At 35.6% G+C, this 26,074-nt stretch carries 23 protein-coding genes; 6 read left to right on the top strand and 17 right to left on the bottom strand.

Annotated features, from left to right (window positions below; translation table 11 throughout):
* Positions 1-2 precede the first annotated feature (2 nt).
* The 7 genes from ACNFIH_RS01945 to ACNFIH_RS01915 form a co-directional block, all read right to left on the bottom strand.
* The gene (locus tag ACNFIH_RS01945) at positions 3-443 is read right to left on the bottom strand and encodes an adenylyltransferase/cytidyltransferase family protein (RefSeq protein WP_426485246.1); all 441 of its coding nucleotides are present in this window, start codon (positions 441-443) and stop codon (positions 3-5) included.
* A 23-nt stretch (positions 444-466) separates the two neighbouring features.
* Positions 467-1,603 (bottom strand): hypothetical protein, encoded by a 1,137-nt coding sequence (locus ACNFIH_RS01940; RefSeq protein ID WP_426485245.1) that lies wholly within the window; start codon positions 1,601-1,603, stop codon positions 467-469.
* A complete protein-coding gene (gene glf, locus ACNFIH_RS01935; RefSeq protein WP_426485244.1) occupies positions 1,603-2,739 on the bottom strand; it encodes a UDP-galactopyranose mutase in 1,137 nt (378 codons plus the stop codon). Before glf ends, ACNFIH_RS01940 begins: the two co-directional genes overlap by 1 nt.
* Positions 2,736-3,869, bottom strand: coding sequence for a glycosyltransferase (locus ACNFIH_RS01930; RefSeq protein ID WP_426485243.1), 1,134 nt, complete (start codon positions 3,867-3,869; stop codon positions 2,736-2,738). Before ACNFIH_RS01930 ends, glf begins: the two co-directional genes overlap by 4 nt.
* 277 nt (positions 3,870-4,146) lie before the next feature.
* Positions 4,147-4,746, bottom strand: a complete 600-nt coding sequence (locus ACNFIH_RS01925) for a ferritin-like domain-containing protein (RefSeq protein ID WP_426485242.1) — start codon at positions 4,744-4,746, stop codon at positions 4,147-4,149.
* 17 nt (positions 4,747-4,763) lie between these two features.
* On the bottom strand, positions 4,764-6,908 hold the full coding sequence (locus ACNFIH_RS01920; RefSeq protein WP_426485241.1) for a catalase: 2,145 nt from the start codon (positions 6,906-6,908) through the stop codon (positions 4,764-4,766).
* A gap of 212 nt (positions 6,909-7,120) precedes the next feature.
* Entirely contained in the window at positions 7,121-10,363 is a 3,243-nt protein-coding gene (locus ACNFIH_RS01915) for a CheR family methyltransferase (RefSeq protein ID WP_426485240.1), read from the bottom strand.
* A 135-nt stretch (positions 10,364-10,498) separates the two neighbouring features.
* Here ACNFIH_RS01915 and ACNFIH_RS01910 point away from each other — a divergent pair, with 135 nt between their 5' ends.
* Positions 10,499-10,756 carry a hypothetical protein gene (locus ACNFIH_RS01910; RefSeq protein WP_426485239.1) on the top strand — a complete coding sequence of 86 codons (258 nt, stop codon included), beginning with the start codon at positions 10,499-10,501 and terminating at the stop codon, positions 10,754-10,756.
* A gap of 312 nt (positions 10,757-11,068) precedes the next feature.
* Here ACNFIH_RS01910 and ACNFIH_RS01905 read toward each other — a convergent pair whose 3' ends face one another.
* The 3 genes from ACNFIH_RS01905 to ACNFIH_RS01895 are packed head-to-tail and all read right to left on the bottom strand — an operon-like array spanning position 11,069 to position 14,016.
* Complete coding sequence (locus ACNFIH_RS01905; protein ID WP_426485238.1) at positions 11,069-11,827, bottom strand: SDR family oxidoreductase; 759 nt, start codon at positions 11,825-11,827, stop codon at positions 11,069-11,071.
* Between the two features lie 23 nt (positions 11,828-11,850).
* Complete coding sequence (locus ACNFIH_RS01900; RefSeq protein WP_426485237.1) at positions 11,851-12,429, bottom strand: flavodoxin family protein; 579 nt, start codon at positions 12,427-12,429, stop codon at positions 11,851-11,853.
* A gap of 6 nt (positions 12,430-12,435) precedes the next feature.
* On the bottom strand, positions 12,436-14,016 hold the full coding sequence (locus tag ACNFIH_RS01895; protein WP_426485236.1) for an FAD-dependent oxidoreductase: 1,581 nt from the start codon (positions 14,014-14,016) through the stop codon (positions 12,436-12,438).
* Positions 14,017-14,226: 210 nt separating this feature from the next.
* Here ACNFIH_RS01895 and ACNFIH_RS01890 point away from each other — a divergent pair, with 210 nt between their 5' ends.
* Complete coding sequence (locus ACNFIH_RS01890) at positions 14,227-15,396, top strand: zinc-dependent alcohol dehydrogenase (protein WP_426485235.1); 1,170 nt, start codon at positions 14,227-14,229, stop codon at positions 15,394-15,396.
* A gap of 48 nt (positions 15,397-15,444) precedes the next feature.
* On the opposite strand, the gene ACNFIH_RS01885 is transcribed toward ACNFIH_RS01890, so the two are convergent.
* The 3 genes from ACNFIH_RS01885 to ACNFIH_RS01875 form a co-directional block, all read right to left on the bottom strand.
* The gene (locus tag ACNFIH_RS01885; protein WP_426485234.1) at positions 15,445-17,628 is read right to left on the bottom strand and encodes a hypothetical protein; all 2,184 of its coding nucleotides are present in this window, start codon (positions 17,626-17,628) and stop codon (positions 15,445-15,447) included.
* Positions 17,629-17,740: 112 nt separating this feature from the next.
* Entirely contained in the window at positions 17,741-18,397 is a 657-nt protein-coding gene (locus tag ACNFIH_RS01880) for a DUF6766 family protein (protein ID WP_426485233.1), read from the bottom strand.
* A 91-nt stretch (positions 18,398-18,488) separates the two neighbouring features.
* Positions 18,489-18,668, bottom strand: coding sequence for a hypothetical protein (locus tag ACNFIH_RS01875; protein ID WP_426485232.1), 180 nt, complete (start codon positions 18,666-18,668; stop codon positions 18,489-18,491).
* A 324-nt stretch (positions 18,669-18,992) separates the two neighbouring features.
* Here ACNFIH_RS01875 and ACNFIH_RS01870 point away from each other — a divergent pair, with 324 nt between their 5' ends.
* Together ACNFIH_RS01870 and ACNFIH_RS01865 are read left to right on the top strand one after the other, a co-directional pair.
* A complete protein-coding gene (locus ACNFIH_RS01870) occupies positions 18,993-19,292 on the top strand; it encodes a hypothetical protein (protein ID WP_426485231.1) in 300 nt (99 codons plus the stop codon).
* 72 nt (positions 19,293-19,364) lie between these two features.
* Positions 19,365-19,802, top strand: a complete 438-nt coding sequence (locus tag ACNFIH_RS01865; protein ID WP_426485230.1) for a hypothetical protein — start codon at positions 19,365-19,367, stop codon at positions 19,800-19,802.
* Between the two features lie 96 nt (positions 19,803-19,898).
* Here the strand turns inward: ACNFIH_RS01865 and ACNFIH_RS01860 are convergent, their stop codons facing one another.
* From ACNFIH_RS01860 to ACNFIH_RS01850, 3 genes are read right to left on the bottom strand one after another with little or no spacing between them, the layout of a single operon-like run.
* Positions 19,899-20,246 (bottom strand): hypothetical protein, encoded by a 348-nt coding sequence (locus ACNFIH_RS01860; protein ID WP_426485229.1) that lies wholly within the window; start codon positions 20,244-20,246, stop codon positions 19,899-19,901.
* 36 nt (positions 20,247-20,282) lie between these two features.
* The gene (locus ACNFIH_RS01855) at positions 20,283-20,552 is read right to left on the bottom strand and encodes a hypothetical protein (RefSeq protein WP_426485228.1); all 270 of its coding nucleotides are present in this window, start codon (positions 20,550-20,552) and stop codon (positions 20,283-20,285) included.
* A gap of 33 nt (positions 20,553-20,585) precedes the next feature.
* Complete coding sequence (locus ACNFIH_RS01850) at positions 20,586-21,590, bottom strand: SDR family oxidoreductase (protein WP_426485227.1); 1,005 nt, start codon at positions 21,588-21,590, stop codon at positions 20,586-20,588.
* A gap of 444 nt (positions 21,591-22,034) precedes the next feature.
* On the opposite strand from ACNFIH_RS01850, the gene ACNFIH_RS01845 reads away from it, so the two are divergent.
* Complete coding sequence (locus ACNFIH_RS01845) at positions 22,035-22,544, top strand: response regulator (protein WP_426485226.1); 510 nt, start codon at positions 22,035-22,037, stop codon at positions 22,542-22,544.
* 138 nt (positions 22,545-22,682) lie between these two features.
* Positions 22,683-23,462: a Ku protein gene (locus ACNFIH_RS01840; protein ID WP_426485225.1), complete on the top strand. Its 780-nt coding sequence runs from the start codon at positions 22,683-22,685 to the stop codon at positions 23,460-23,462.
* A gap of 8 nt (positions 23,463-23,470) precedes the next feature.
* Here the strand turns inward: ACNFIH_RS01840 and ligD are convergent, their stop codons facing one another.
* Complete coding sequence (ligD, locus tag ACNFIH_RS01835; RefSeq protein ID WP_426485224.1) at positions 23,471-26,023, bottom strand: DNA ligase D; 2,553 nt, start codon at positions 26,021-26,023, stop codon at positions 23,471-23,473.
* Between the last annotated feature and the right edge of the window lie 51 nt (positions 26,024-26,074).

The raw sequence follows: 26,074 nt of genomic DNA, 5'->3' as shown, positions 1-26,074 counted from the left end.
TTTTATACTTTTTTTAAACATTCACGTTCATAAACTTCTTTTCTTAGTCCGCTACTGGAGAAACGATGATTTCGTTTGTTGTATATCAATTTAATGCCTACGTTTTCACAGTAATCACGTCCTGTAAAATTTTTGTCTTTATATTCATCTCCCAATATTCGGACATCAATAGGAAATGTCTGCAGAATGTCCTGTAAATCCTGTTCTGTAGCATACGGAATAATTTCATCGACGTATTTACAGGCTGTGAGTTGAATATAACGTTCCACAACAGATTGTGTAGGTTTATTTTTTTCTGGACGGTCCAAGGTAGGGTCAGTCTGCAGTCCTACAATGAGATAATCACAGTATAATTTTGCTTCTTCAAGCATTTTAACATGACCTGCATGAAGCAGATCAAAAGCGCTGAATGTAATTCCTGTTATTGTTTTCTTTAGTTCCATTTTCTAAAATTTTCATTAAACATTTATTTAAAAAGATTAATTATCTGATTCAAAAAAGTATTTTTTTTCTCAAAAAAAAATTGAGACTTCAATACAATATCAATATATTCCTGATGCGGAATTCTGTTCTTATTTTCGTCTAAATCCCAAATCCCGCAGTCACAGTATTTCGAAAGATCATCCCAATCTGGTCTGTCTGTAACGGGATAAATACAGATTCCTCTTAAATCAGTGCCATTCTCTTTTGCTTTAAGACATTCCGCTGTTATTTCTTCCAGCCATTGCTTACGACCAATTCCAAAATGCCCTGTTTCAGAAATAATTACAGGTTTGTTATATCGTTTGTAAGCAGATTGAAGCAATTCAGAAAAAAGAGTTCTTTTGTTTTCTGGATCCGGCCAGTCGAGTGTTTCGTCATCGATATTCCACTGACAGTTCCAGTAATAATTAAATCCGAGGATTTCTAGAAAATCTTCAGATCCTCCAAGTTCAGGACAGATTCGTCCGGCAATAACGTCCATTGCCTGAAACTGATATTCATTTAACTGCGAGACATTTTGTTCATTAATCGGATGTATTTTAACGAGCGGTTCGACTAAAACAATATTACAGCCCGGATCTAATTTCTTAAGTATTTTAATACCAATAATCGCCGCTTTGCAGAGATGGTATTTAATGTCCCAACCCGAATTTACGGCAAAAGGAACCGTACCACGAACGTCGCCAGAATGCCACGACAAAAAACTTATTTCATTTATAGGAACTACAAACAAATCTTGTTTTGAATTGGCTTTATAAAAAAGGACAAAAGCTTCGCAAAATTGTTCAAAGCGCTGGCAGAATAAAGGATGGGTAGGATAGATACCATCAGGATATCCAAAATGTATCAGATCCCAAATTACCTGAATGCCAAGTTTTTCTGCCGCGTGCATTCGATTTAAAACTCCTGAAAAATCATAAACTCCAGGCAGTTTTTCCGCCTCGCTCCAGCAGACGCCCTCGCGAACTGTTTTGATTCCAATGGAAACCAAAGCTTCATAATCTTCATGAAATCGAATATCGTGCTGTGTTTCCTTTAAAAGATTGATTCTTTTGCCAGATCGGTTGATGTGGTCTGCACACTCAAAACCTCCCATAAAAAAGCTGTTGAAAATTTCCATTAAACAGCAGTTTTTAGTGGTTCATTATTTTCTTCCAGCTGTTCAAACAAGTCGAGTGCATTTTTAAAAGCCTGATCCATATTGAAATATTTGTAATTCGCAAGCCTTCCTACAAAATGGACATCTAGTAAATTTTCTGCTTCGTTCTTATACTTGGCATATATTTCCTGATTTCTTGGATTTGGAACCGGGTAATAAGGCTCTCCCTCGTCGACCGTAAATTCTTTTACGATAGTTGTTTTTTCTGATATTTGATTACCAAAATGTTTATACTCAATGATTCTCGTATAATCTACTTCCATTCCTGGATAATTTACTACTGAATTTTCCTGAAAAAATTCGGCATCAATTGTTTCGCTTACAAAATTGATCGAACGGTATTCCAGCTTTTCAATAAGACTGTGCTTAAATTCGAAAAATTGGTCGATTGGACCTGTATAAAACAGTTTTTCATAATCTTTGTATCGGTCTTTTACATCAAAATAATCAGTATCGAGAAGTACTTCAATATTAGGATGATTTAAGATATTTTTGAACAGCTGTGTGTAGCCTCCGTTTGGTAGTGCCTGGTATTTATCAGAAAAATAACGATCGTCGTAATTGGTTCTCACTGGAATTCGTTCCAGAACAGAAGCGTCAAGTTCGATAGGATATTTGTCCCATTGTTTTTTAGTGTAATACTTGAACATTTTCTCGTATAAAACAGGACCAACGCGGTTCAAAACGGCTTCTTCTCCGTTAGCCGGATTTTTAAAAGGCATTCGGTGGTCTTCTAGCCAGTTGGTCATTTCTTCTTCAGATGTGATATTAATATCGTACAATTCGTTTACAGTTGTAATATTTACCGGAATTGGAACTGTTTTGTCATCAACGCGTGCCACCACTTTATGCTCCCACGGATACCAGTCTGAAAATCTGTTTACGTATTTCCAAACCGATTCTTCATTGGTATGAAATAAATGTGCACCGTATTTTGATACCAAAATCCCGTTGTCATCTATATAATCATAGCAGTTTCCGGCAATGTGATTTCGTTTTTCGATAATTAAAACCTGTTTTCCAATTGACGCATACCGTTCTGCCAAAACAGCTCCTGAGATCCCCGCGCCTATAATTAAAATGTCTATATGTTTCATTTTGTAAAAGTTTTAAGAATTGCTTTCATTTTTTCTGCTGTACTGTCCCAACATGTATTTTTGAGGATATCTTGATATTCAGTATTTGTCTGCTGGCTTGATTCATTCAGCAGAGACGTAATAGCCTCTGTAAAATCGCTTGTAGTTTCTATAAGACTGACGCAGTCGCTGTAATCTCGCACGACATCGACAATTTTGGTTGAAATAATTGATTTTCCTGCCGCCATATATTCTAAAGTTTTAGTCGGGCTGATAAATTTTGTAGCATCGTTTAATGCAAAAGGCATCATCGCAATGTCAAAAGCTTTAAGATAAGAGGGCAGTTCATCATAAGTTTTCATTCCCAAATAATGAATATTAGAAGCTTTAGGAAGATCTTGATCCTCTATTTTTGCCAAAGGTCCAATCATAACAAATGAAACCTCTGGAAGACTCTCAGCGGTTTCGCGCAACAAATTCAGATCAATTCGTTCATCGATTACGCCATAATAACCTACAATTGGTGCTTTAACATCTCCAATATCCGACGGAATGGAAATGCCGTTGCGTGCTTTTGCAAAATGTTCTTCATCTACAGAACTTGGAAAGCAATACACATCACTGTGAAACTGTTTTTTGGATTCATACAAAGATTTTCCGCCTGTAAAAATTATATCGGCGCTGGCCATTAAATATTTTTCCTGATCGATTAAATGTGCAGGAGCGCCTTTAAACAAAGACAACTCATCCATACAGTCATAAACAATCGTGTCAAATTCAAGGGTTTCCAGCAACGGGCAAAATGATGCAGAGTAGAACCATCCAACTGGTATATTATTGTTTTTTACATAAGAAGGAATAATTCCAGCAATTGCCTCTATGCTCGTAACATTAGGCTGCAGGACATGGAGATTTTCATTGACAATCATTAAGCTGCCTAAGTTTTGATTTTCTGGTTTGTGCCAAGGCTCTTCAATTAGCAAAACTTTCATTGTTGTGGCCATACGGCTAATGATGTGCTGCGGGCGCTGATATACAAACTGCCATCTTAAATGGCAGAACACAATCATGTCATAATATTCTCCTTGGTCATGTACTGTTGTTACTGCTTTTTCTGAGTTTATTTTAGTCTTTTTTAAATTGTTTAGCATAATGATTTTGTTTGATTTTTTAATACTTGAAGTGGTAAGCAAAAATTTAAAATGTTTGCTTATTTGAAACAAATGTATCAGTAGCAAAAGGTTAATTCTTACAGGTAAAACTTCTCCTTTTATATAATTTACAGTAGATTCTTATAAACAAAGAAAAAGCCTGCAAAATTTTCCAAAATGAAAATATTCAGTTAATTCTAATAAAAAACACCTGCAGTTTTTGCAGGTGTTTTCCAGGTAAAATAAAAAAATAGCAAGAAATAGTATTAGCTAGAAATTATTCTGCTGCTACAATGTTTACCAAATTCAAAGCGACATCGTTAAGCAGGCAATCAGCTTCTTTTTCTTCTGCGAGTGTCTGCGTTAATAATTTTGCAGCATCATTTTCGCCAATTGCTTTTGCAAAAGCCACTAAAGTTCCATAAGTGGCGATTTCGTAATGTTCAATTTTTTGTGAAGCAGCAATTATCCCAGCATCTCTGACTGCCCCTGGAGTCGTTTCTAAAAGAATACTGTCTCCTTCTTTTAGCAACCCTGCCATTGCCTCACATTTTTTTCCTTCGGCCTTTTCTCCCAATAAATCAAAAACCTGTTCCAGTCTGGAAACTTGATTTTGAGTGACAGAAAGATGTTCTAAAATAGTTCCCGAAAGTCCGGCAGATGATGCATTTGCAGCCATTTTTGGCAAAGCGCCCACCAAGGCATTTTCTGCCCAGTATATATCTTTCAAACTGTCAATAAATAAATCTTTCAATTCTGTGGCTGCATCTGATGCAGGCTCTACAAAATTGGCTTTTGCATTGTTTTTTATATCTTTTGACTGACTCGCTTTTGGTTGTGAAGCGTTAGTCTGACCTTGTTTTTCTGAATTTTTCATTTTATATTTTTTTTGAATTAATTGTATAAGTTTGGTTCACGCTGCCAAAAACGGTGTTTGGCCATTGCGTTTATAAATTCCTGAGCAAATGCTTCGCTGGCAATTTCGCTGGTTACAATAACGCCTTCATCGTCATTTGTAATTTTTGAAGCAAATGGTGCAGCGTTAATTATTTCTGAAGCTTCACCATCGGCACCAATTACCTTACAATGTTTATAAGCATCGTTTAAGTATTCGAGCGCGTCTTCATTTTCTGCCAATACATTCAGTCCCAATCCGTGTGGCACATATACAGCATCAAACAATACAGATGAAGCCGTTAAGAAACTGAATTCTGCGGCAATTGCTCCATCAGAATCCGTTAATACAGAACCTAAATGTGGTGCTATCACACAGCCTTTGGCACCTTCTTTTTTGAGTGCGTTTTTCATATTCATTACAGCGGCTTCCGAAACGCCGTCAGATACTAAAATGGCTACTTTTCTGGATTCTATTGTTGGCGTATTGGTCGGGTTATTAACCATGCTCAAAGCTTGGGAAGATTCAATAGAAGAATCTACTGTTTGCGGTTCCTGAGTTCCAGCTTCTTCTGTTTCTGGTGATACGCCTTTGTTTATTGGCGTTTCTAAAATTGGCGGTACAGTCGCGCCAAGTCCTAATGCCACTTTCTCTGCAAGTTCCTGATCAACCTGCGATAATAAACCGAGCATTCTCACTCTGATCGCTGTAGTTTCAACTTTTCCAAGTTCAAAACGCAGCGCTTTTACAATATGGCTTTTCTCTTCTGGTGTCTGGCTGTTAAAAAACAATTTGGCCTGACCAAAATGATCTGTGAAACTTTCACTTCGGGCTCTTACTTTGTGAGAATCAACTCGTTCGTTGAAACTGACAAATCCGCCTTCGGCAATTTTTGCCTGATAAGGGCATCCTCCGCCAAGAGAGTTGGGAGAATAACTTACACGTCCTTTATTGATTTCCTGACGCATATGTCCGTCGCGCTGGTTATTGTGTACAGGAGCAACACTTCTATTGATTGGAATTTCATGAAAATTCGGACTTCCTAATCTCGATAATTGCGTATCGGTGTAAGAAAATAATCTTCCCTGCAAAAGCGGATCATTAGAAAAATCAATTCCAGGAACTACATGTCCGGGATGAAAAGCAATCTGTTCTGTTTCGGCAAAGAAATTTTCAGGATTTTTGTTCAAAACCATTCTTCCAACAATGGTAACAGGAACTAATTCTTCGGGAACAATTTTCGTAGGGTCTAGAAGATCGAAATCATATTTATGCTCATCTTCGGCCGGAATAACCTGAACGCCCAATTCCCATTCCGGGAAATTTCCCATTTCAATGGCTTCCCATAAATCCTGTCTATGAAAATCAGGATTTTTTCCAGAAATTTTCTGTGCTTCGTCCCAGGCAACGGCATGCGTTCCTAATTTTGGCTTAAAGTGGAATTTTACAAATACGGATTCTTCCTGAGCATTTACCAATCTAAAGGTATGAACACCAAAACCTTCCATCATTCTATAGCTTCTCGGAATAGCGCGATCTGACATTACCCACATAATCATATGCATAGATTCCGGCATTAGCGAAATAAAATCCCAAAAAGTATCGTGTGCCGATGCCGCCTGCGGAATTTCGTTATGCGGTTCTGGTTTTACGGCATGAACTAAATCGGGAAACTTTGATGCATCCTGAATAAAAAATACAGGAATGTTATTGGCTACTAAATCGTAAATCCCTTCCTGCGTATAAAATTTAACGGCAAATCCTCTCGCATCTCTTGCCAGATCAGTAGAACCTCTTGAACCTGCTACGGTAGAAAATCGAGCGAAAACAGGCGTTATTTGTCCTTTTTCCTGCAAAAAACCTGCTTTTGTCAATTCCGGTATTGGGTTGGTTACTTCAAAAAAACCATGTGCACCCGAACCCCGTGCGTGAACAATTCTTTCTGGTATTCTTTCATGGTCGAAATGTGTAATTTTTTCCCTTAAAATAAAATCTTCCAATAATGATGGTCCTCGATCTCCGGCCTTGAGTGAATTATTATCATCGTTAATTTTCACGCCCTGATCTGTGGTTAAAAATTTGTTTGTCCCATCGGAGGTACTGATGGATAAATCGCGTTGTTTTTCGTCTTGAAAATTTTTCATGGTGTTTCTTATTAGTTAAAACTTTAAATAAAATACAGTCGTATCCTTCAGATTTATAGATTGTTACTGACAGTAAATTATCAAGTGTTTCAAATTTAAATTTTGAAGACATGATTTTTTTATACAATTTAAAATCAATGTTCTACAATTACCATAGCTATTTTTATAACCAAAAAATCCCCAAACTTGGGGACTTTTGTTTAAAATTGAGTTTAAGAAGGTAGGTAAATAAATACTGTTGTACCTTTATCTGGTTCGCTGGAGACCTTTATAAAACCGTTATGATTGTATATGATTTTTTGCACTAGGGTTAAACCCAATCCACTTCCGTATTGAAAATTATTGCTGTGCAGTTTATAGAAAGGATTAAAAATGAGATTCTCAAAATTCTTGGCAAACCCAATTCCGTTATCGCTAATTGCTATTTTTACATAATTTATATCAGGATCAGCACCAAAATCAATTATTTCGTCTGGAGAAACATCTTTTATTGTAATCTTAATTTCGGGTATAGTGTTTTGTTTTGCATATTTGATAGAGTTCGAAATCAGATGCATAAAAACCTGTTGCATTTGCGCTGGAATTATCCTTAATGATGGCAGTGAATCCATGTGAATAATGGTTTTATTTTCACTAATGCTGCCTTTAAGGTCATTTAAGGTTTTTTTTACCAAAACATTGAGATCAATTTTTTTGAATTCTTTTTGACCAAAGTTAATTTTCGAATAATCAATCACATCACTAATGAGTTGGTTTAAGTTTATTGACGAATTTAGCAGGCGATTTAGATTATGCCTTCCGGATTCTGATATTGATTTTTCGATATCTAGAACTTTTTTGGCAAACATAGATATTTTGCGGATCGGCTCGAGCAGACTTTCGCTGGCTGCAGCAGTAAAAGATTCCAATTGTTTGTTATAAGCCTCAAGTTCCTCATTTTTTATTTTTAAGGATTCATTGCTTTGCTCCAGATCAGTGATATCTTCAAGTGCTATTAATATCATGCCGGCTGGGTTAGAATTCACAATTGGAGCAGCATTAACCAGCATAGTTTTTTTGCCCTGAGTATCAAAGTTAAATTGTATTCTGAAATTCTCAACAATTTCGTTCTGGCTCACTCTTTTTAAGACAGATTCTTTAAATTCAGCAATGTTCCAATGTCCGTTTCCAATATCGTAAATATGAAACCCTTCGCTCTGTTCTTCTGTGATTTTGAAATAATTATAGAATGCTGGATTGGCACTTTTAATGATAAAGTTCTTGTCCAGAATCAATAAAGGCTCTCTAACTGTTTTTACAATTGATTCATAAAAATTACGCATCGTAGCGAGTTCTTCCCTTCGGTCTTTCAGTTCGGCATTAATACAGGATAGTTCTTCATTGTTGGAGCGCAGCTCAATTGCTGCATTTTCCAGCTGGTAATTCATAAGCTGTAATTCCTCTGTGCTGCTCAGCAACTCCTCATTAGAGGTCTGCAATTCCTCAAAATAAATCTGTTGTTCTTCTGTAACTCTCTTAAAGTCGCTGCGAAGCTGTTGCAGCTCCTTTTCGAGCTGCAGGTTTGAGCTGCCCGCTTGTTTGTCTTTGATAGGATCGTTATTTTTTTTGCAGAAAATAATCAGCAGAAGCTCTGTATGTGACGGAAGGTAAATGACTTCAAATGAAGTCAAAAATGATTGTTTTTTAACGGCTATAAATTCTCCTGAAAAATTCTTTTTCTCATTACGGGCCTTCAAGATGTAGTTTTGGAGCTCAAAACCAAGTTCATTCCCAACCATATTTAAGATATTGAAGCTGGGTTTGCCAGATGCGGGCTGTAAAAACGGACTGGTATCGCCATGAAAATGCACAATTTCGAGATCTTCGTTGATAATTACGGCAGCGGGAGAGAACTGTTCCAGCAGGATGTCGGATGCTATTTTTCTATAATCTTTCTCTTGAAAAATTATTGGATATATCAATTTTGTTTTATCATTTGCTTTATTGTAAGCATGGAATGCCACTTTTGGATAAAGATCCTCAGTTGTTTTTTTGATGTATATTTTATCCGTTTTATCAACTGCTGAAAATAAGTTAGGTGCGTGTTGAGTCCATTCAGATTTTCCTAAGAAAAGAAAACCATCCTCTCGAAGTGCGTAATGAAATGATGCCAATACTTGGTTTTGCAAGTCGGTATTAAAATAGATCAGCACATTTCGGCAGGAGATAAAATCAATTTTAGCGAAAGGAGCATCCCGGGCTAAATCGTGGACTGCAAAAACGCACATATCGCGGATTACTTTATTGACGTGATAACTGTTGTCTCTTTTGGTAAAATACTTTTCGAGTCTCTTATCTTGTATGCCTTTCACATCTTGGATGGTATAGATTCCGGAACGCGCTTTTGAAATGCATTTTTCAGATAAATCTGAAGCAATAATCTGTACTTTGATATCATCTCTCTTCATTGCCTGAAGATTTTCATGAATACAGATTGCAATCGAATAAGCTTCTTCGCCAGTAGAGCATCCTGCACACCAGATTCTCAGGGAATTTGTTCCCAGACTTTCTATAAGAGAAGGAAATGTATTTTGGCACAAATGGTCAAAAGAGGGCTGATCCCTGAAAAAATAGGTTACAGGGATCAATATATCATTAAATAATAAATCCTGTTCACTGCTGTTTTCTTTGAGTAACCTAACGTATCTTTCCAAAGTCTCCTGTCTGGTAACGACCATTCTTTTGGCTATTCTTCTGCGCAGCGTTGTATGTTTGTAATGCTGAAAATCTGTGCCGGTTTTTTGAAGCAGGATTTCCATAATCTCATCAAAAAAATGCTGTTCTTCGGGCGGATTCTCTTTTTCTTCATAAGAGTCTGTTACCAGCTTACTGTCATGAATGTGCAGCAATTTATCCGTAACATCATTAGAAGATACAAAGTAGTCTATATATTCTGAGGTTGATGTATTTTGGACAAATCCTTTTTTAGAAAGAACTGCAACAGTAGAACCGCCGGTTTCTTTAAGTCTTTTTAGACCAGTTGATCCATCAGAAGGATTCCAAGTAAGTATCAAGCCAATGGTGTAACTTTGAAAAGCTTGTGACGCTGCGTCAAAAAAATCGTCTAAACCGTTGTTTAGCTTGCTGCTTCTAGTTTTAGGATTAAGTTTTAATATTCCGTCTTCAAGGATCAAAAAATTATTTTCCGGAATAGTATAAATGTGATCGGGTTTTATATCAACATCATGAACAATTTCGATTACAGGAATTTTGATGTCAGTGGAAAGTGTTTCTGCCAGGTGATTAGTCTGGGTAAAAGACAGATCTTCAAAAATAAGGTAAGCCATTCCAGAATCTGCAGGGAGATTAGAAAGCACCTTTTTCAATAAATCAATTTCAGTAGCTGCAGTTCCTATCGCAACAACTGGAAATTGAGGATTATTGATGTTTTTTTTTAATTTTTCATTAGTATTCATTTCTAGAGGGTTTATGGCAATCTTATAATTTATATGTTTTCGGGTGTAAAAAATAGCTTTCTAAAACAACAAAATTTGCATTGAAGCAATAAGGTATTGTTTTGAAAATCAAATTATTAATTAATAAATCAAATTATGAGAAATTTAATCGCAAGCTTTTGTATGATCCTGTTTTTCGGATTTGCATCTGCACAGGAAACTCCTGTTAAGACAAAACAAAGTACAGATACTGTTCACAGTAAGATGAGTAAACACAAGACTAGTACGCAGAAAAACACTACTACAACGAAAGATACAATCAACAGTCGTACTGAAAAGAAGGGAAAAACTACGAAGTCTGGTGGAAATGCGACTCCGCAACGTAAAGATTCAATTAACGGAACTAAACCATAATTATGTGGCATTTATTCTGTTGGATAAAGTCTATTTATTTTTTTAAGTAGACTTTATTTTCTTGATTCTACTACCGTCCTTCTATATTAATTGCTGTTGTAGATGCTGTAAATACACTCTCTGGACTAATTTATCAGGTGATTACAGGATTTTATATTATATGAAAGCTCAAATAAACTACTCATATCTTTATTTTATAAATATAAACCTACTTTTTAAGTTATAGTTCTATAATTACATAGATAATCTTTCATAATTTCCATTATTACAATTTGAAACAATCTTTTTTACTAAGATTAAAATAAGTCTACTTTAAATAATCTGCAAATGTGGTCTTATCTGCATGCTTACAACGTCACATCGTTTTGGCTGCGACAGACAAAATAGAACACTCATGGCAATATCTTCTGCTTCAAGCATTTCCATACTTACGATTTTTTCTTTTTGTACTTCTTTTGAGTCTTCCTGCATATCACTTGTAACAGCGCCAGGTTCAATATGTGAAACTTTAATTCCAAGCGGATTTATTTCTTTTCGAAGTGCTGTACTGAAACCCCTTATAGCTGTTTTTGTTGATACATAAATGACACCTGTTTTTTCTTTTACTTCAGCACTCATTGAGCCTATGTTTATTATATGACCTGATTTTTGCACTTTCATTCGGTTTACGGCTTCTTTTGCGAAAGCGATATAGCCTAAAACATTGGTTTCTAAAATGTATTTCCAATCTTCGTAATTGCCTTCAATAATGCCTCTTGCAGGCAGAGCTGCATTATTGACCAAAATATCAATACCGCCAAATGCATTATCCACTTTATTCCAGATTAAATCAATATCATCTTTTTGTGTAATATCTGCGCTTATGCCAAGAATTTCTCCAGAAAACGATTTTGCCTTAATGACTTCTAAAGCGCCATTAAGATCGTTTTCGTCTCTGCCAAAGACAAAAACACGGCCGCCCAGCGATACCAAAAGTTTGGCTATTGCTTTTCCAATTCCGGTGGTACCGCCGGTTACTACAATTCTTTTTTGATTGATATTTTGTCCAAAGTAGTTTGATAAATTGTCCATAAATGTATTTTAATTTTTTGGGTTTATTTAGTTGCTTTTTTTAAGGATTCAGCCATTGCCTGTGCATCTTTATGATACATTCTTTTGTAATATTTCTGTAATTGTATTTTTGTTTTTTTTGAATCTTTTGCGTGTCCTTCCCAAATAACGCCAAGTGAGGTGTAGGGTGGAACCGTTACGCCGACTGAGCAGAAAAAGTTGGCAATATTTCCGGTAATATGTTCAACGTCGTCTGAATCGCCTGTTACGATTACGCCTCCAATTTTTCCGTCAAGCGGAGAATCTTCGCCAGCAAGAATAAGATCATAAACCTCATCCAAACGTTCAATACAGCGCTGTAATTCAGATGAGTGATTGTTCCACCAAATTGGAGTCGCGAATAAAACGATTCTAGCGTCTAATATTTTTTGATAAATTTCGGGCCAGTCGTCTTTTTCATTCATATGCGTGTAAGTTCCTGGAACAATATGATGACTGGCCAGACGAATTACTTCATAATCGATCTTTTGTTCAGTAAGATAATCTCCGAAAAAATCGACTAAAACTTCCGTATTAGATCGGCCTTTGCTCTTTAAGGTTGCCAAAAGTATAATTGCTTTCATATCGGTTTATTTAACTTGAATTTTGTATAAATCGTTTTCAGCTGGTCCATTTGTCACTGTTCCGTCTGTTGCGAATCTTGAACCGTGACACGGGCAATCGAAGGTTTTTTCGTCTGGATTCCATTTGACAATACAACCTAAATGTGGACAAACTGCAGAAAAAGCCTGAAGCGTATTATCATAATCTCTATAAACCGCAATTTTCTTTAGTCCGACAGAAAGTATGCCGCCGTCACCTGCTTTTAAATCGGCTGTATTATTTAAGTCTGCAGCTGTAATCCAATCGAGATATTGGGAAGCCATATTTCCTGCTTCTTTTATGAAATCTCCAAAAGCTTTAAAAGTAATTCGAGACGGACTGTATAGATCTTCCCATTTGTTTTTAACGCCTGTAATTTGATCTGTGATGATCATCGCGCCAATCGTAGCGTGCGTCATACCGTTTCCGGAATCTCCTGTAATAATATAAATATTTTTATCTCCCGGATTTCTTCCCATAAAACCCAAAGAATCATAAGGTTCCATAACTTGTCCTGACCATTTGTATGAGATTTCATCCATTATAGGGAAATATTGTTTTGTCCACACGGCAAGTCTTTCATAACGTTCTGCTTCAGAAATTCCTTCTTCATCAGCTTGCCCCGTTTTATGATCCTCTCCGCCAGAAATCAATAAGTCATATCGGTCGTCAAAACTTTCTAAACGAACATAATGATAGGGTTGCGAAACCCATTTAGATTTAGCATCTCCAGTATCCCACCAAAGCGCAAACGGTAAAGAACCTTTCGGAATTTTAGCACCAATTACATAAGTGCGATAAGCATGTTGTTTGGTATGCATCGTCAAAACATCATTGATTGGCGTATTGGTTGCCACCACGATATGTTTTGCATTAAAAGTAAAACCATTGACTGAAGCTCCTTCTTTCGTTATGTTTTCGGCATGTGCCTCAGTATAAATTGTTCCGCCGAGAGCAATAACAGCTTCAGCAAGTCCTTTTAAATAATGCAAGATGTGAAACTGAGCCTGATTTCTAAATTTAATTGATCTTTGGTTTTCTGCTTCATTTAAAAATGGTGTATTAAGCAGTAAAGATGTGTTAAGGCCTGCATTGACAGTAGCTTGAAATTCTTCGTCCAGATTTTTTTCTTTATCACTTGAATGAAGAAACAAATAACCATTGACTCTTTTAAAATCGCAGTCAATATTTAAATCAGTAACTATTTTTTCGATTTCCTCAATAGCTGCGTTATGGCTTTCGGCTGCAAGTCGGGCATTTTCTTTACCAAAAGTACTTTCGAGGTAATAATAACGATCGTCAAGCGCACAGGTTAAATGTGCTGTTGTCCGTCCCGTTTCACCGCTACCTAAAAAACCGTCTTCTACAAGAACAACTTTTTTGCCAGCTTTTAAAAGTTTATAAGCTGTGGTAAGTCCCGCAATACCACCTCCAATGATAAGTACCTCTGTCGAAATATTTTCAGATGGACTTTCAAAAGCCAAAAAGGAAGTAGTATCAATCCAAAAAGAAACATTGTCTCCCGATGCAATACTCCCTTCATTTAATTGATCTGTCGATTTATCCATTTTGTATTGTTTTATGATTTATACAAATAATGATTATGTAAATGATTCTTTACCAAAGCTACTAACAAGAAATAGCTGTTTTTTACAATTTAAATTTTCAATTTTATAGGATTGCCAGTTGTACTTTATGTAATAATGCTGAGTAATAGTGTAACTATCAGACTTTTATAAACAGTTAATTAGCTGAAATTAATTTTAAAAATATTTACTATGAAAGCAGCAGTTATACACGGACCGGGCTCAATAAAATACGATACGGTAGATGACCCCATTTTAAAAGAAAATGATGATATCATTCTCAAAGTAACCTCAACAGCAATCTGTGGATCAGATCTGCATATTTATTCCGGTGGATTTCCTCAGCCAAGACCAATGGTTTTAGGGCATGAATTTATGGGAATTGTAGAAGAAACAGGATCGACAGTTACACATTTAAAACGTGGTGATCGGGTAGTGGTTCCTTTTCCTATTGCTTGCGGAAATTGTTTTTTCTGTAATCACGATGTTCCTGGAAATTGCGAACACAGTAATCCGGAACATTATGGACCGGAAGGGGGGATTGCAACAGAAAAGGGAGGAGCACTTTTTGGCTACACTGATCTTTACGGAGGTTATGACGGCGGACAGTCGCAATATGTTCGCGTACCATATGCTAATTATGGACCTAGAATTGTTCCGGAAGATTTATCGGATGAGCAGGTATTATTCTTAACCGATATTTTTCCGACAGGTTATACAGGAGTTGATTGGGGAGAAGTGAAAGGCGGCGAAACAGTTGCCATTTTTGGTTCTGGTCCAGTTGGAATCATGGCAGCAAAAAGTGCCTGGCTTCGTGGTGCGGAACAAGTTATTATTGTCGATACGCTCCAATATCGTTTGGATAAAGCACGAGTTACAACGGGTGCTACCACCATTCTTTGGAAAGACGGCCCGAAAGATGTAGTTGAGCAGATTCGTGCTCTTACACAAGGCCGCGGTGCTGATGTGTGCATTGATGCGGTAGGTTTTGAGCCAGATCGAAATTTAGGCGACAGAATCAAAGCGACAATTAATTTTGAAAAAGGCTCTATCAAAGTATTAGAAGCCTGTATGAGTGCCGTGCGCAGAAGCGGTATTGTTTCGGTTTTGGGAGTTTATCCTGTAAACTATGATAATTTTCCGCTGGGACAGTTTTTCGATAAAGGAATTATTTTAAAAGGAGGTCAGGCTCCCGCTCATAAACACATTGATAAATTACTGGAATATGTGGTCCAGGGCAGAGTGAAACTGGATGATATTATTACGCACAGATTGCCGCTTTCTGAAATTTCACATGCTTATGATATTTTCAAAAAGAAAGAAGATGGATGCGTAAAAGTAGTCTTAGATCCTTGGAAATAAAATAAAAAAGGATGAAATTCTAACGCTGGAGTTTCATCCTTTTTAAACTTAAAATAGTATTCTAATTTTCCCTTTTCCTGAAATTTTATATTCGTGCATTTGTTTATTTTTTTTGAATGCATTTAAGATTTCGTTATCCCGATGTACTGTTGCAGTTATGTTTTTATTATTCAAAGAAATAATTTTCAAACTGCAGTTCATTTTTTCATTTCCATCTAATCTAATTGTCATCGTATTTTTTCTTTTAGAAGAAGAAATTATCGGATAATCAACAAAAACCATAAAATCGTCATTCCATTTTAAGTATTGTCTCGGAATCAACGCAAAAGCCGATCCAATTCCATAAACTTCCTGGCCCACTTGTCCGCTTTTTTCCCAGCCTGTATACAAATCTTCTAACGGAACCCAAAGTTCGCGTTGGATTTCGCCCGTTTTTACTTCGTCAGAAATCATATCTTCGGGAAGCAATAAAGGATAATAATATGAAATTCTGGTTATGGCATATTTTACAAATTCGGGAATTAAAATTCTAAGCCCTGGCAGAATATCAACATCCTTTGCCTGAACCATATATTGAGATAAAGAGGCATACACTTCTAATTCTTCGTACGCAGCAGTATAGGGTGCGTCATTTAGCGGGAACATTGCAAAGTAATTCTTGTAGTTTTTTCCATAGCCGTATTGGCAGTCCCAAATCTGCATATTTTTGAAAATTCCTGCCAGACACATATAGCTTGTTTTTAGGTAAATTTCTTCTTTGGTAATTTTAAACAATTCTAAAAGAGCATTGGCTGCAAAGGCTGTATTATTGGCCTGATAAAAAATATCAAAACCACATTGGGTTAATTGTTTTGCTGCTCTTTGGGCTTCTTTTAAATATTTCTTATCATTTGTTAATTCAAAAACCAAAAGCATTAAATGGGCATAAGCACCAGGAACGTCTTTTTCGCCACCTTCTCCCGGTTGTGTTTCAGCTTTTATAATTTCAAATGTTTCAACATTATAAAATACAGGCCATTCGTACTTAAAATGTTTTGCCGCTTTTATTACAAAATCTATCGAATCTAAAACCAATTTTTTCGCGGTTTCATTTCCTGAAAGTGCATATCGGCTTAGATTTATTAGCGGATGATGCAAATACCAGGAATCCATTGTAGTATCTTTTTTCTGCTCTTCAGATTGATCGAGTTTATCATGAAGCGCCGGAAGCCATCTGGTAATACTTTTTATTTTTTCATCATAAAAACTGCTTAAGCCGCTTTCTATGTCTTTGGATAAGGCTTCTTTTTTGCCGTTCCATTTTTCATATTCCACTAACGGAATCAAAACGGCCAGCTGGACCATACTTTCTGCGGGAGTTTCATAATCGGACAAATAAGCGTTTAAATACGGAATTCCGTTGGTTTGTGTCCAGCATCCTTTATTATGATTCAAATCCGTTATCGCGTTTTGGGCGATTTCTGTCCAATTGTGATATTCGGTTTCAGGATGGGGAATGTGTTTGTATATCAAAGCCAGATTCTCGAGAAAATCGGTGCAAAGTTTCGAAGGATCATTTTTCACCTCTTCGCCCATTAAAACATAAGCATCCGAAATCGTAAAAATTTTTTCTGCGGGAAGCGGCTCTTCAGGAGTTAGAGGAAGCTGAAAACCAATTTCCGGCCATGTTCCACCGACAGTTTCTGCTAATGTTGTTTTGGTAGCTTCACAATAATTAGAAATCGAAGATAGGTTTTGGAAATAAAATAAATTGCATTTTTTCGGATTTGTAATACTAGCATATAATAATCCAGATCTGGTTCCCACCTGATGGGCATGTATTTTTCCGTCTGTATTTTCAATACTTCCATTATCGGTTAAAGGAAGAATGTCCCTTGGCCAAAACGGAATCAGCAGCGGTTTATTTAATCGAAGTGTGGTTTTAAAGTGCATCAAATGCGATTCGGCTTCTGGAAAATCAACTGCAACTTCATATTTCCCCAATTCGGTTTTAAGCTGGAGTTTAAACCCTTTTTCATTTTCAATCAATTTCTCCATTTCAAAAGTGCTGTTGATAGCAAATGCCGCGCGAAATGCCAATCTTTCTTTTTTTTGCCCGATGGTTATAATCCACACTGAATCCTTACAATTATAGACTTCATAAGTGTAATTATAAACTTCTTTTCTAATCAAAGCTGTACTATTTTCAATATCAGTTTGGACTGTTGCGCTCCAAGGAGAAATTTTGTGCATAGTTTTTTTTGTTTATTTAGTTTCAGGTTTTAAGTTTCAGGTTTCAGGTTTCAAGTTGTGTTAACCTGAAACTTGAAACCTGAAACTTGAAACAAAAAGTAACTTTAACAAATCACTCACCAGTTTCCATATGTGGTGCGTCTACTGGTTTGGATTGTGAAGAGCCGATTTGTCGGAAGTAAATGGAAAGCATAATAATGGCAAATACAGATAAAAATTCGCTCTGCCAGTTTTGGAAAGATTCAAACCAAAATCTTGAATTGCTTAAATAAGAAGAAACCGTTTCTAAAGGTTTTCCTTCAAGAAGCAGTTTTTCGTTTTCGTCTTTTAAACTTCCATAAAAATGGATAATAAAAGAAACAAGAAATAATAAAAGCAAAATGATGGTAAGAGAATGTTTGTAGAGCTGCAAAACAAAACCGCCTTTTTTTACCGGCCATGGGGCATCTTTGCGGTTTGGATCAGGTTCTCTGTCTACTTCTTCAGGTTCGTCGATCTTTTTAGATTCTGATGATCCTTTCTGTTTTAAGAAAATGGTGCACACTACGAAGAGTGCCATTTGAAGAAATTCGCTTTCCCAGTTTTCAAAAGTAGATTGAAAGAAATGGCCGGATGTGAGATAGGTACTGAGATTTATTATTTTTGCTCCTTCTTCGAGCAATTCTTTATTGTGTTCTTTAAAACCCAATACTACCTGTCCAATCCAAGCGCCAATGAAAAGCAATATAAAACAGACAGACAATCCATTATTTTTAAAAAATGTTTTCATTTTTGATTTGTTTATAAATGATTTATAAATTTAGTGAAGCATAAATTTTGTATTGAGAACTTAAGAGTGCAAAACAATTAAAACTGTTAACTTAATGATTAGCGGGAATAAGCAAGGAGTCCATAAATTTTGCTGTTATAATATTTCCCTGTTCATCTTCCCATTGAGTAATTACATTTTCAATAAGATCTGGTTCAAAACCAATTACTTTCATAACAGGACCGCCAAATTCCTGACGGACTTCCTGTCCTTTTTTTAACATAATATCCATAATTGATCGAATTAATATTAATTATTAGATTCTAAATACACTTTTAAATTTGAAATATCGTCTTTGACCAGTTTTTCAAAATACGGATTTAAGAGTTTGGCAACACTTTCACCTGCAATTCCGATCTTGATTTTCAGGAAATAAAATTATGTTCTTGATAAAAGTTTTGCTTACAGGATTTTATCTATTCCTTACACAATTAATGTGAATTGATCCTTTATACACTTGAAATGTATCCGATTCTTGTAAACCATTTCTGTAATTATGTAAAAAGGTTGTAAATAAGGGGTTTACATTTGGTTTTATTAATCAAATAGTATTATTATGAAAAATTTATTGAGTACAAGATTTTTAATGTTGCTTCTGTTGACAGGACTAGCATTTGGATGTAAAAAGAATGAAAACAATACTGTTGATTCGCAAAATAATTATGAAACAGACAGTGTGGATATGTCAGTAGATACTATCGGGCCAGCTGTAGATTCGGCTGCAACAATGAATCAGGGGCAAAATGGAAAAAATGGTACAACTGGAGCAACAGGTGAAGGTTCTACCGGATCAGGAACTCAAGGATCAACGCAAAAAGGAAACCAGAATGTTAGAACAGATTCTATTAAAAAATAGCCGTTTATTCTGAAAAAGACTTAATCAATTATTTGATAGGTATAATTTATTTGTGAAACTAAAATCAGAGTTATGAAATTATCTAAAGAAATTATTAACGGCTTTTTGATATTTGTGGCGATAGCATTATTTTTCCTGCTGATGGAGGTGTTAAATCTTTCCCATCTCTTTTACTTGAGACTGCTGAATGTTCTTTTTATTTTTTATGGTGTAAATAGAACCCTGAAAATGAATCTTGCCGAAGGTAAAAATGAGTTTGTTCCAAATGCAATTTCAGCCATGGTTACTTCATTTACAGCTGTTGTAATCAGTATTATCGCGCTGCTTATTTACAGTTATGCAAAAGGAGGAGACCAATATGTCAAATCATTATCAGAAGCTTTTATGTTTGGTGGTGGACCTTCGGTTGCAAATTACTGTCTTTCATTATTCTTTGAAGGAACTGCTTCGTGTGTTATTGTCACACTTTTATTAATGTTGTATTGGAATAATAAGTATGCGGCTGATTAAATAAAAAACAGACATTTAAACAAAAATAGCCCTGCAAAGAATTTATCGAATTCTTCTCAGGGCTATTTTTTGAAAACTTCAGCTATTATAAGTGATTTAATAATCATCCTTATCTTCATCAGCTTTTGTTTCATCTAAAGTTCTTCTGTTTGCATCATTATCAAAGTCATTGTCTTCCTCTTCTTCTTTTTTAAGATCTTCGTCTAAATCTTGTGCTATAGGCGCTTTTTTTTGAAAGAAGGGATCAGAGGTATCATTTTCATTTTCTTCTCGTTCATTATACTCAGGCGTGTGTTTGTGCCTTTGCGAATCGTTCTCATGCTGATTTATGGCTGGATCATTCTTCTCCATGGTTTCAGAATTGATAGAATCGCTTGCCGAATGATCTGATGCTTGATAAATAAGATCTTCCTGATCGTAGTTATCATAATTTTCTCTTGACATAATATTTAATTTTAATGTTAATACAATTTGACCGATTTAAATTTTATCAAGTTTTGAAGGATCGGTCGCTTCTTCAATACTCTTTCCTTTCATATTCTGTTTTAATTTTTCATTTAACAGATTATCTTCATCGTTGCTTTTATAATTTTTTAAAAGCTCGCGTGCCTGTTTTAGACCTGTAGCTATTGCCATTCCTTCTTCGGCGCCGTCAAGCAGCAATGCATTCGCTATTTCAACCGCTTTTTCTCTTAGCTCAGCCGATTGATTTTTATAAGATGGGGGATAGTCCCCGTTGTACCAAGGCATACTATTTACTTTTTAAATTTCTAATTTTATTTGTTAAGGATTTCCTTCGCCTCCGCTTGAACCATAAATTTGTCCCGTAGCGTAACTGGCATCATTGGCAGCAAGCTGTACGTAAATAGAAGCAAGTTCTACTGGTTGACCAGGTCTGCCCATTGGTGTCTGCGACCCGAATTGTTTTAGTTTTTCCATCGTAGCGCCTCCGCTTACCTGTAATGGTGTCCATATTGGACCGGGAGCGACTCCATTAACTCTTATTCCTTTTGGAGCAAGCTGTTTAGCCAGAGACTTGATATAATTTGTAGTAGCCGCTTTTGTCTGGGCATAATCATATAAATCTTCGGTAGGCGCATAAGCCTGTACAGAACTTGTCCCAATTATGGAAGCTCCGGCATCAAGATGCGGAAGCGCCGCTTTAATAATCCAAAAAGGAGCGTAGATGTTGGTTTTCATTGTGGCATCAAAGTCCTCTGTAGAAATATCTAAAATAGAAGCGTGAGTTTGCTGTCTAGCAGCATTATTGACCACAATGTCGAGCCCGCCCAATGCTTTTACAGCCTGTTCAACCAGTGATTTGCAAAACGATTCATCGCGTAAATCTCCAGGAATAGCAACAGCTTTTCGGCCTTCAGCTTTTATGAGCTGGATAACCTCTTTTGCATCTTCTTCTTCCGTTGGATAATAATTTATAGCTACATCTGCGCCTTCTCTGGCATAGGCTATTGCCGCAGCTCTTCCCATTCCGGAATCTCCTCCTGTAATGAGTGCTTTACGGCCTTTCAATCGCCCAGTCCCTTTATAGCTTTTTTCACCGTGATCAGGACGCGGGTCCATTTTAGTGACAAGGCCCGGCCATGGCTGTTTTTGTTCTTTAAATGGAGGTCTCGGATATTTAGTAGTAGGATCTTCTGAACCGTTTGATAAATGTACTTCTCCCAAATTTAATCCGTTTGCCATCGTAGGATTAATTGCTGCGGTTGCTATTACTGCTCCCATTCCCGCTAAAGCATTCCTGCGTGATATTACTTTTTTTATTTCCATAATAATTTGATTTTAAGCTTAATATTTATTTGTTGGTTGAAAATCACTCAAATATAGATAAGGCTCAAATTTGATTTTTACAGAATTATAGTTTTATATTGCAGAAATGCAAGGAAGTAAGATCAGTTAATTTTTTGGAAATCAGAACATTTAAAGACTCCATTTTACCCTGGCAATCTTATTCCCAGATTATGATATAATTGTTTGTTTGTTTTTAAGTGTTTGATTTGTAGTTTTTTAGTGTTGTAGGATTTTGTTTTTTGTTCAGTATTTTTTGCTAAACAAAATTGATTAAACTTATTTATGGCAAATATTTTATCTCTAATTTTACCAAACAGTGACGAAATTAAAATGTGTTAATTTGTTTGCACTTAAGATTATTAATTTATCGAATCTTATTAAGTATTTATTGAGTACTTTTGGAAATAGCAAAACCACTCCAATATGATAAGTTCTGAAAATCAACCCACAAATAATAAAGACTTAAAAGAAAAGCAGCCACTAAAAATTATATTGGCCGAGGATGATAAAGATGATCAGGAATTATTTATTGAAGCTCTTAGTGGAACAAAAGTTCCGTCTGAGGTAATTACAGTTGAAAATGGGAAGGAATTAGTCGACACATTAAAAGATGAATCCGAACCAAAACCTGATATTGTTTTTATAGATATAAACATGCCAATTAAAGGAGGCAAGGAGGCACTAGCGGAAATAAAAAGTGATGAAAAACTTAAGGAAATCCCTGCAGTTATGCTCTCCACTTCCAATAATCCTAAAGACATTGAAGATACTTTTAACAGCGGAGCTAACCTTTACATACAAAAACCAAGTTCTTTTGCCAGCTTTATTTTGATTCTGAAAAAAGTATTTCTTCTCCACTGGACTAAAGCTTTGATGAATCCTATAAAAAATATTTTTTTTGTTTCTGAAAAGAATATATCTCGAGAGGATTAAATAATTCATTGTTTATTGAATTTTACAAAATATATTACAATTGCATTGGTTGTTATTTTATAAAATTCCCAAATGATCTTATAAAGAGTAAAATTGAAATTTGCTGTACTTTCAAATATAAATTTAAAGAAGCAAATTATGAGATCAATATGGACAGGTTCAGTGAGTTTCGGATTGATAAATATTCCGATAAAAATGTTTTCGGCTGTTCAGGAAAGCAGTCTTGATATGGATATGCTCGACAAAAAAGATCATGCCAATATAAAATTCAAGCGCGTAAATGAAGACACAGGAAAAGAAGTCGATTTTTCTAATATTGTAAAAGGCTATATGGTTGATGATAAATATGTGATTTTAGAGGATTCTGATTTTGAAGCCGCCGATGCAATCAAAACAAAAACAATCGATATTGAAAGTTTTGTTTTGGAAAAAGAAATCCAAAGTATTTATTATGAACAGCCTTATTATTTAGAGCCTGACAAAGGTGCAATGAATGCTTATGGTTTATTGCGAGATGCGCTTCAGGCCTCTGGAAAAGTTGGTGTTACGCGTTTCGTGTTGCGGAATAAAGAAAGTTTGGCCATTTTAAAACCCTATAAAAATGTCATTGTTTTAAATAAAATACGATTTGAACAGGAAATAAGAGCTACAGACGATCTAAAATTGCCCCCGATTTCTAAAAGCGCAACTAAGGAAATGGATATGGCCGAAAAACTAATTGATCAGCTTACAGAAAAATTTGATATTACAGGCTTTAAAGATGAATATACCGAAAAACTTTTGGATATTATTAAAAAGAAAGCCAAAGGAAAGATTCAAAAAGCTTCTCCAAAACTAAAAGTGGTGCATAAACAAAGCGACGATTTAATGTCAATGCTAAAAGCAAGTTTAGAGACCAAGAAGAAAAAATCTTCCTAGTCCCATTTTTATTCCTGTTGCTGATTTTCTTCTAGTTTTTTAATAATCTTTTTGATGTTAGCACCTTTTGAAAGCACAGGTTGCCATAAATCCCCTTTTTTCTCAAAACGACTCAAAACATTTTTGATTGTAAACTGTGATGGATGCAGTTTTTCATTGACTTCATTCCATTCTAAGGGTGTTGAAACGGTAGCTCCGGGTTTCGGGCGAACCGAATAAGGCGCTGCCAAGGTTTGCCCGCGTCTATTTTGCAAGTAGTCGATATAAAGTTTGTTGCTTCTTTTCTTGATGCTTCGTTCGGTTGTTGTAATATCTGGAATTCTGCTCTGTATTTCTTTGGCAATAAGTTCACCTAAAATCTTTATTGAATCATAGTCGTATTGAGCGCCAAGGGGAATGTAAATGTGTAGTCCTGTAGCGCCCGAAGTTTTGCAGAGGCATTCGGTTTCCAGTTCATCCATAACTTTTTTTGCGGTCAAAGCTGTTTTAATTACGATGTCAAAGTCATCTGCAGTTGCAGGATCCAAATCCATTACCAGCCAATCAGGATTGTTGATTTTTTTTATGGTTGAATTCCATGGATTCATTTCAATACAACCCAAATTTGCCATATAAAGCAAAGTTTCGGTATCATTGCAAATAAGGTAATCAATGTTTTCATTATTGGATTCTGAGAATATTTTTTGGGTTTTGAGCCAAGATGGTGTTTTATCCAGATCAATATCTTTTTGATAGAAACTTGGCGCGTCGATTCCATTTGGGAAACGGTTGAGTGATTCAGGGCGATTTTTTAAATAAGGCAAGATCAGCGGTGCCACTTCATTGTAATATTCAATGATTTCGCCTTTTGTAATTCCGTCCTTTGGAAAATATATTTTGTTTTGATTGGTTAAATGAAGCATTCTTTTGCCCACTATCAAATCAAAATCATTTTCGTTTTTATTTTCTCTTGAATCTTTCATTTTGCTTTTAATCGGAGTTATGGTAGAGTCTTTTGTTTCTGAAATTACTTCCTTTACATTTTTATCAATTCTTAAACCCATGTAAACTGGATGTCTTAAATGTTTGTCTTCAGTCCATTCAGAATATTTTACCTGACAAACTAATTTTGGTTTTACCCACTGAATTTTATCCCTTAGAGAAATTTTTTCATCAAGAGGCGATTTTTCAGTAAAAAGCAGTTGCATTTTGTCATAAAGTTCCTTTAAAACCGATTCTGTAAAGCCTGTACCGCATTTGCCAATGTATTTTAAGACTTTTCCTTTGTATTGGCCGAGAAGAATGGCTCCAAAGTATTTTCTGGAGTTCTTGGGTTCTGTAATACCAATTATAATGGCTTCTTCTTCATTTGAAAGTTTAATTTTAAGCCAGTTGCTGCTTCTGTTTCCCACAGCGTAAGAACTTGTTGCTTTTTTGGCGATGATACCTTCGCTTTTGTTTTTTTGCGCAATTTCAAATTGTTTGATTCCGTCGCCGATAGTGTGTTCCGAATAAAAAATATTGGAAAACGAATATTTATTAAATAAGATTTTCAGAAGTTCTTTTCTTTCCAATAAAGACAATTCAGTTAATTTATTTCCATCTAAATTCAACAAATCAAAAACATAATATTTAAGATTTCCAATGCCGGTTTTTAAGTAATTTTGAAGCATTTGAAAGTCGGCAAGTCCTGAATCATTTTCTACTACAATTTCACCATCCAAAACAACGGTATGATCTACTTTTTTTAATTCTTCAGCAATAGGTTTGAAATTTGTATTAAAAGAAATCTGGTTACGGCTAAATAGTTCAATTTTATTAGGATTGATGACAGCTATCGTTCGGTAACCGTCATATTTGTTTTCAAAAACCCATTCTTCGTCATCAAAAGGCTTTTTTACAGAATTGGCGAGCATTGGTTTGATAAACTCGGCTTTTGTTATTTTGGGTTCAGGCTTTTTTTTTACGGATTTTTTCTCGTCTTCTTTTTTTGGTGAAGCATCAATTATTTTTTCAGATTTGGCCTCTAATTCCTCCAAAGTCCTTTTAGAAATAACCGATTTGTTTTTTTCTAAAATGTCAGAATCAGTGGCATATTTGTCTTGTTTTTTGATCAACAGCCAAGCATTTTCTTGTTTTCCATGAAGTTTTACTAATGAAAATTCGCCTTTGAGTTTTTTTCCCTTTAAAATAAAACTAATATGTCCTTTTTTGAGATCCGCAAGCAATTGTTTTTCATCAGTAGTATTCTCGTCAGAAGTAAAAGTTCCGTTGTCCCAAACAATTACGTTGCCAGCGCCATAATTTCCTTCTGGAATTGTTCCTTCAAAATCTTTGTAGCTATATGGATGATCTTCAACCATCATTGCAAGACGCTTAATTTCAGGATCCATTGAAGGGCCTTTCGGAACTGCCCAGCTTTTAAGAACACCATTTATTTCAAGCCTGAAATCATAATGCAAATGTGAAGCGGCGTGTTTTTGAACCACAAAAATTAATTCATTAGCCGATTTACCAATTTTTCCTTTTGGCTCACTTGTTTGTTCGAAATCTCTTTTTTGATTGTATTTAGACAGTGACATAAGCTTTAGTGAGTTTTAAAATGATTAATGAAATGTAATATAGTAATGTTG

The organism is Flavobacterium sp. 2, assembly GCF_049949195.1.
GTDB lineage: Bacteria > Bacteroidota > Bacteroidia > Flavobacteriales > Flavobacteriaceae > Flavobacterium.
This window is presented reverse-complemented; position numbering and strand designations above follow the sequence as displayed.

What these genes read in the sequence shown, in the direction of transcription:
- ACNFIH_RS01865 (WP_426485230.1), top strand. Translation starts at nt 19,365, where the DNA reads ATGAAATTATCTAAAGAAATTATTAACGGCTTTTTGATATTTGTGGCG.
- ACNFIH_RS01915 (WP_426485240.1), bottom strand. Translation starts at nt 10,363, where the DNA reads ATGAATACTAATGAAAAATTAAAAAAAAACATCAATAATCCTCAATTT.
- ACNFIH_RS01840 (WP_426485225.1), top strand. Translation starts at nt 22,683, where the DNA reads ATGAGATCAATATGGACAGGTTCAGTGAGTTTCGGATTGATAAATATT.
- ligD (WP_426485224.1), bottom strand. Translation starts at nt 26,023, where the DNA reads ATGTCACTGTCTAAATACAATCAAAAAAGAGATTTCGAACAAACAAGT.
- ACNFIH_RS01850 (WP_426485227.1), bottom strand. Translation starts at nt 21,590, where the DNA reads ATGGAAATAAAAAAAGTAATATCACGCAGGAATGCTTTAGCGGGAATG.
- ACNFIH_RS01860 (WP_426485229.1), bottom strand. Translation starts at nt 20,246, where the DNA reads ATGTCAAGAGAAAATTATGATAACTACGATCAGGAAGATCTTATTTAT.
- ACNFIH_RS01880 (WP_426485233.1), bottom strand. Translation starts at nt 18,397, where the DNA reads ATGAAAACATTTTTTAAAAATAATGGATTGTCTGTCTGTTTTATATTG.
- ACNFIH_RS01930 (WP_426485243.1), bottom strand. Translation starts at nt 3,869, where the DNA reads ATGCTAAACAATTTAAAAAAGACTAAAATAAACTCAGAAAAAGCAGTA.
- ACNFIH_RS01945 (WP_426485246.1), bottom strand. Translation starts at nt 443, where the DNA reads ATGGAACTAAAGAAAACAATAACAGGAATTACATTCAGCGCTTTTGAT.
- ACNFIH_RS01920 (WP_426485241.1), bottom strand. Translation starts at nt 6,908, where the DNA reads ATGAAAAATTTTCAAGACGAAAAACAACGCGATTTATCCATCAGTACC.
- ACNFIH_RS01875 (WP_426485232.1), bottom strand. Translation starts at nt 18,668, where the DNA reads ATGGATATTATGTTAAAAAAAGGACAGGAAGTCCGTCAGGAATTTGGC.
- glf (WP_426485244.1), bottom strand. Translation starts at nt 2,739, where the DNA reads ATGAAACATATAGACATTTTAATTATAGGCGCGGGGATCTCAGGAGCT.
- ACNFIH_RS01925 (WP_426485242.1), bottom strand. Translation starts at nt 4,746, where the DNA reads ATGAAAAATTCAGAAAAACAAGGTCAGACTAACGCTTCACAACCAAAA.
- ACNFIH_RS01895 (WP_426485236.1), bottom strand. Translation starts at nt 14,016, where the DNA reads ATGGATAAATCGACAGATCAATTAAATGAAGGGAGTATTGCATCGGGA.
- ACNFIH_RS01940 (WP_426485245.1), bottom strand. Translation starts at nt 1,603, where the DNA reads ATGGAAATTTTCAACAGCTTTTTTATGGGAGGTTTTGAGTGTGCAGAC.
- ACNFIH_RS01900 (WP_426485237.1), bottom strand. Translation starts at nt 12,429, where the DNA reads ATGAAAGCAATTATACTTTTGGCAACCTTAAAGAGCAAAGGCCGATCT.
- ACNFIH_RS01905 (WP_426485238.1), bottom strand. Translation starts at nt 11,827, where the DNA reads ATGGACAATTTATCAAACTACTTTGGACAAAATATCAATCAAAAAAGA.
- ACNFIH_RS01870 (WP_426485231.1), top strand. Translation starts at nt 18,993, where the DNA reads ATGAAAAATTTATTGAGTACAAGATTTTTAATGTTGCTTCTGTTGACA.
- ACNFIH_RS01845 (WP_426485226.1), top strand. Translation starts at nt 22,035, where the DNA reads ATGATAAGTTCTGAAAATCAACCCACAAATAATAAAGACTTAAAAGAA.
- ACNFIH_RS01885 (WP_426485234.1), bottom strand. Translation starts at nt 17,628, where the DNA reads ATGCACAAAATTTCTCCTTGGAGCGCAACAGTCCAAACTGATATTGAA.
- ACNFIH_RS01855 (WP_426485228.1), bottom strand. Translation starts at nt 20,552, where the DNA reads ATGCCTTGGTACAACGGGGACTATCCCCCATCTTATAAAAATCAATCG.
- ACNFIH_RS01910 (WP_426485239.1), top strand. Translation starts at nt 10,499, where the DNA reads ATGAGAAATTTAATCGCAAGCTTTTGTATGATCCTGTTTTTCGGATTT.
- ACNFIH_RS01890 (WP_426485235.1), top strand. Translation starts at nt 14,227, where the DNA reads ATGAAAGCAGCAGTTATACACGGACCGGGCTCAATAAAATACGATACG.